At 61.5% G+C, this 4988-nt stretch carries 3 protein-coding genes; 2 read left to right on the forward strand and 1 reads right to left on the reverse strand.

What is annotated here, in order from left to right; all coding sequences use genetic code 11:
• Window positions 1-199: 199 nt before the first annotated feature.
• Window positions 200-1198 (reverse strand): AraC family transcriptional regulator, encoded by a 999-nt coding sequence (locus tag HBR93_RS26645; protein WP_169961429.1) that lies wholly within the window; start codon window positions 1196-1198, stop codon window positions 200-202.
• A gap of 334 nt (window positions 1199-1532) precedes the next feature.
• Between HBR93_RS26645 and HBR93_RS26650 the strand changes: the two genes are divergently transcribed.
• Window positions 1533-2864, forward strand: a complete 1332-nt coding sequence (locus HBR93_RS26650; RefSeq protein WP_057439678.1) for a dicarboxylate/amino acid:cation symporter — start codon at window positions 1533-1535, stop codon at window positions 2862-2864.
• Between the two features lie 151 nt (window positions 2865-3015).
• Window positions 3016-4197 carry a CaiB/BaiF CoA-transferase family protein gene (locus HBR93_RS26655; protein WP_169961430.1) on the forward strand — a complete coding sequence of 394 codons (1182 nt, stop codon included), beginning with the start codon at window positions 3016-3018 and terminating at the stop codon, window positions 4195-4197.
• Window positions 4198-4988 lie beyond the last annotated feature (791 nt).

A 4988-nucleotide genomic window follows, 5' to 3' on the forward strand; every position in this document is an offset into this window, starting at 1 on the left:
CGACTCAAGCCCTGGTCATCATTGGCCGCAAGCTGGCGCGCATCGCCTTTTCGCTCATGAAAAACCTGAGCGAATACCAGTCAAAAGCGGTTTTGGGGGCTTCCCCAAAACCATAGAATCTCCCACATTTAACTGTGTTCACAGATCAAAATGTAGGAGCTGGCTTGCCTGCGATGACGCCCGACCAAACACTACATCTTCAACTCTCCTGCGCCCGATAAGCCCCCGGCGTCACCCCCGTCCACTTCTTGAACGCCCGATGAAACGCCGACGGCTCGGAAAACCCCAGTTGCTCGGCAATTTCCTGCAACGACAAATCCGCCCGCCCCAGATGAAAAATCGCAATATCGCGGCGCAATTCATCCTTGAGTGCCTGGAAACTGGTGCCTTCCTCCCGTAAATGCCGGCGCAGGGTCTGCGGGCTGATGTGCAGGTGCTGCGCCACGGCTTCCAGGTCTGGCCAGGGTGTGCGGTCGCGGCTTAGCAGGCGACGTAACTGGCTGCTCAGGCTGTCGCCTTCGTCTGGCCGGGACAGCAGGTCGGCGGGGGAGCGTTCGAGGAAGTGTTTGAGGGTGCGCTCATCCTGCAACAGCGGCAGGTTCAGGTAGCGAGTGGGGAACACCAGGCTGCTGCTGGCCGCGCTGAACACCAGCGGGCAAGGGAACAGCAGGTCGTATTCGCCGGCGTGGGCCGGCATCGGGTAGCTGAAGGTCGCTTGCTCGAGGCGGATACGCTGGCCAATCAGCCAACTGCCGAGGCGATGCCAGATCACCAGCAGGGACTCGCTCAAAAAGTGATCCGGATCCCACAGGTGCGAGTCATCCAGGCTCAGGCGTGCCATGTCGCCTTCACGGCTCAACCGCCAGCGCGGCCCCTGGGGGAACAGGCTGTAGAACAACAATCCGCGCTCCAGCGCCTTCTCCAGGGTGCGGCAATGAATCAATGCGTGGCACATCATGGCGAAAGTCCCGCGCTTGCTCGGTCCATCGGCAAAGCCCAGGTACTCGTCATCCAGCGCCTGCCACAACCGCTGCAACAGCTGCGTGAATTGCTCTGGCGCGATGCGCGCGCGGGGTTCTGCCAGCAGTTCCGGGGCAATCCCCAGTTGCTGCAACAGGCTCGAGTAATCGTAGCCGGCCCGGCGCGCGCCGCCCAGGGCAGCGCGGGCGTAATGACTGGCGATGGTGCGTTCGCGCATGCAGGGGCCTCGTCCATTGAGTGGCCGATGGTAGCCATCGCGCCTGGGGCGGACAAGGCGGATATCCGCCAAATTGTAGGACGAGATTGGAATGATGGGCGGATATCCGCCACCTGACTCAACCAAGAATGCTGCCGGTGCACAGCCGACAGGCCCATGGTTTGTGGGCTCCAGGGCTTTTGCGGAAAGTGGCACGCCGTTTGCGATAAGGAATACAGATCTGCCAGCCAGCAGCTCGCCAAAACAAATCCCTCCAGTGCAGGAGGGTTCGCAATTCAAGTGTCGTGGGCAATGGCGGATATTTGCCCCACGGGACTCTTGAGGAAACTTTGCAATGACGACTCGTCAGCCGTTCTACAAAACCCTGTATTTCCAGGTAATCGTTGCCATCGTTATCGGTATCCTGCTCGGTCACTTCTACCCGCAGACCGGTGTGGCCCTCAAGCCATTGGGTGACGGCTTTATCAAGCTGATCAAAATGGTCATCGCCCCGATCATCTTCTGTACCGTTGTCAGCGGCATCGCCGGCATGCAGAGCATGAAGTCGGTGGGCAAGACCGGCGGCTACGCGCTGCTGTACTTCGAAATCGTCTCCACCATCGCCCTGCTGATCGGCCTGGTGGTGGTCAACGTGGTGCAGCCAGGCGCTGGCATGCACATCGACGTTGCGACCCTGGACGCTTCGAAAGTCGCGGCCTACGTCACTGCCGGTAAAGACCAGAGCATCGTCGGCTTTATCCTCAACGTGATCCCCAACACCATCGTCGGCGCCTTCGCCAACGGCGATATCCTGCAAGTGCTGATGTTCTCGGTGATCTTCGGTTTCGCCCTGCATCGCCTGGGTGCCTACGGCAAGCCGGTGCTGGACTTCATTGATCGCTTCGCTCACGTGATGTTCAACATCATCAACATGATCATGAAGCTCGCGCCAATCGGTGCCCTGGGCGCCATGGCGTTCACCATCGGTGCCTACGGTGTTGGCTCGCTGGTGCAACTGGGCCAGTTGATGATCTGCTTCTACATCACCTGCATCCTGTTCGTGCTGGTAGTCCTGGGTGGCATCTGCCGCGCCCACGGCTTCAGCGTCCTGAAACTGGTGCGCTACATCCGTGAAGAGCTGCTGATCGTACTCGGGACTTCCTCCTCCGAGTCCGCACTGCCACGCATGCTGATCAAGATGGAACGCCTGGGTGCGAAGAAGTCGGTGGTGGGCCTGGTTATCCCGACTGGCTACTCCTTCAACCTCGACGGTACTTCGATCTACCTGACCATGGCTGCCGTGTTCATCGCCCAGGCGACTGACACCCACATGGACATCACCCACCAGATCACCCTGCTGCTGGTGCTGCTGCTGTCCTCCAAAGGCGCTGCTGGCGTGACCGGTAGTGGTTTCATCGTACTGGCCGCAACCCTGTCGGCGGTTGGCCACTTGCCGGTTGCCGGCCTGGCGCTGATCCTCGGTATCGACCGCTTCATGTCCGAAGCCCGTGCCCTGACCAACCTGGTCGGTAACGCCGTAGCGACCATCGTTGTGGCCAAGTGGGTCAAGGAACTGGACACCGACAAGCTGCAAAGCGAGCTGGCTTCCGGCGGTACCGGTATCTCCGAAACCCGCGAACTGGATGACCTGGGCGTGGCCGAAGGCCCGGCACCAGCGCTTAAGTAAACGCTGACGCAGTACTGAAAAACCCATCTTCGGATGGGTTTTTTTATGGGCGCACGAGCACAACGGTCACTGTCGATGATGCTTACGGTGATTGCCGCTGCCGCGCAAGGTTGCCTACTCTGTGTTCCATCGAATCGGAATCGGAGCTCCCATGTCAGGCCCCTTGGCGTCCCTCAAAGTGCTGGATTTCTCGACCTTGCTGCCGGGGCCTTTTGCTTCGCTGCTGTTGGCAGACATGGGCGCCGAGGTGCTGCGCATCGAATCCCCCACGCGCATGGACCTGCTGCGGGTGTTGCCGCCCCACGACCGTGGCGTGTCGGCCAGCCATGCCTACCTCAACCGCAACAAGCGCAGCCTGGCCCTGGACCTCAAGCAGCCCGAGGCGCTGGAGATCGTGCGGCAACTGGTGGCGGAGTACGACATTGTGCTGGAGCAGTTCCGCCCAGGGGTCATGGAGCGCCTGGGGTTGGGGTATGAAGCGTTGAAGGCGATCAACCCGAAGCTGATCTACGTGTCCATCACCGGCTATGGCCAGACCGGTCCCTACAAGGACCGCGCCGGGCATGACATCAATTACCTGGCCTTGTCCGGCGTCGCCAGCTACACCGGGCGCCAGGACAGCGGCCCAGTGCCCCTGGGCGTGCAATTGGCGGATGTGGGCGGCGGCTCGTTGCATGCCGTGGTCGGCCTGCTCGCGGCGGTGATTGCGCGCCAGCACAGTGGGCAGGGGCAGTACCTGGATGTGAGCATGACCGACTGCGCCTTCAGCCTCAATGCCATGGCCGGCGCGGCCTACCTGGCGTGTGGCGTGGAGCCTGGGCGCGAAGACCAGGTGCTCAATGGCGGCAGCTTCTACGATTACTACCGCTCGCGGGACGGGCGCTGGCTGTCGGTGGGTAGCCTGGAGCCGGGGTTTATGCAGCAATTGTGTACTGCGCTGGGGCGCCCGGAGCTGGCGGCCCAGGGCTTGTCGCCCAAGCCCGAACAGCAAAAGGCCCTCAAGCAGGCGCTGCAGGTGGAGTTTGAGCGGCACAGCTTCGAGGAGCTGTGTGCGTTGTTTGCCGGGGTCGATGCTTGCGTCGAGCCGGTGCTCAGTCTGGGCGAAGCCCTGCAGCATCCGCAGTTGCAGGCCCGCGAGCTGGTGAGCCAGGTGCCCCGCGGGGATGGCTCGTTCCAGGCGCAGATGGCCTGCCCGCTGAAGTTTTCCGAAGGGGTGCCTGAGCCGAGGCATATCGGTGCTGCGGTGGGGGCGCACAGTGATCAGGTGTTGGGGGAGTTGGGTTTCAGTACTCAGCGGATAGCCGAGCTGCGGGGGGCCAAGGTGGTGGGGTAGTGGCTGTTCGGGCCCCATCGCGGGCTTGCCCGCGATGGGCATGGGTATCTACACAACTCTTTTATCTAGTGCTTATTGGGTTTGTGTACATATCCGTTGCTGCGGTCACGGCGGCTTAGGGTTCCGCCCTTACGGCGGGTCACTTTTGGAAAAGAGCCCCAAAAGTAACCAAAAGGGCTCTTGCCCCACCACTCGGTGCCTCGCCTAGGCTCGGCATGCCCGCAGTCAGGCATTGCTCCGTGGGCCCGCCGCGATCGGCCATCCCTGGCCGTGTCGCGGCTACCCCGGCATCCATGCCGGGGTGCCCACTGCGCAATACCTGCCTGCGGCCATCGTGGTTTAACGGGGCGCCTGAGATCAAAAGCCAGATCAAAAGCAGAGCAACAGCAGAGCAACAGCAACAGCAACAGCAAAGCCAGAGCGCGAAGCTGCCTTCCCCCCTGTGGGAGCTGGCTTGCCTGCGATGACGGTGTATCAGTCGATAAATATATTGGCTGATACACCGTCATCGCAGGCAAGCCAGCTCCCACAGGTGTATGCGCACGCCTCGACGATCAGGTCGGCTGTCAGGCCGCCTCGCTTTGCTTTTGATCTGAGGCGCCCCGTTAAACCACGCTGGCCGTCATCCGATTTTGATTTGGGGGGTAAACCGGCAGGACGCCGGTTTAGCCGCGCTGGGCCATGGATGGCCCATCGCGGCGGCCCCCCAAATCAATGTCGGATGACGGGCACACCGAGCCTAGGCGAGGTGCCGAGTGGTGGGGCAAGAGCCCTTTGCTTAAATTGGGTCT

The organism is Pseudomonas sp. WS 5411 (assembly GCF_012985595.1).
GTDB lineage: Bacteria > Pseudomonadota > Gammaproteobacteria > Pseudomonadales > Pseudomonadaceae > Aquipseudomonas > Aquipseudomonas shahriarae.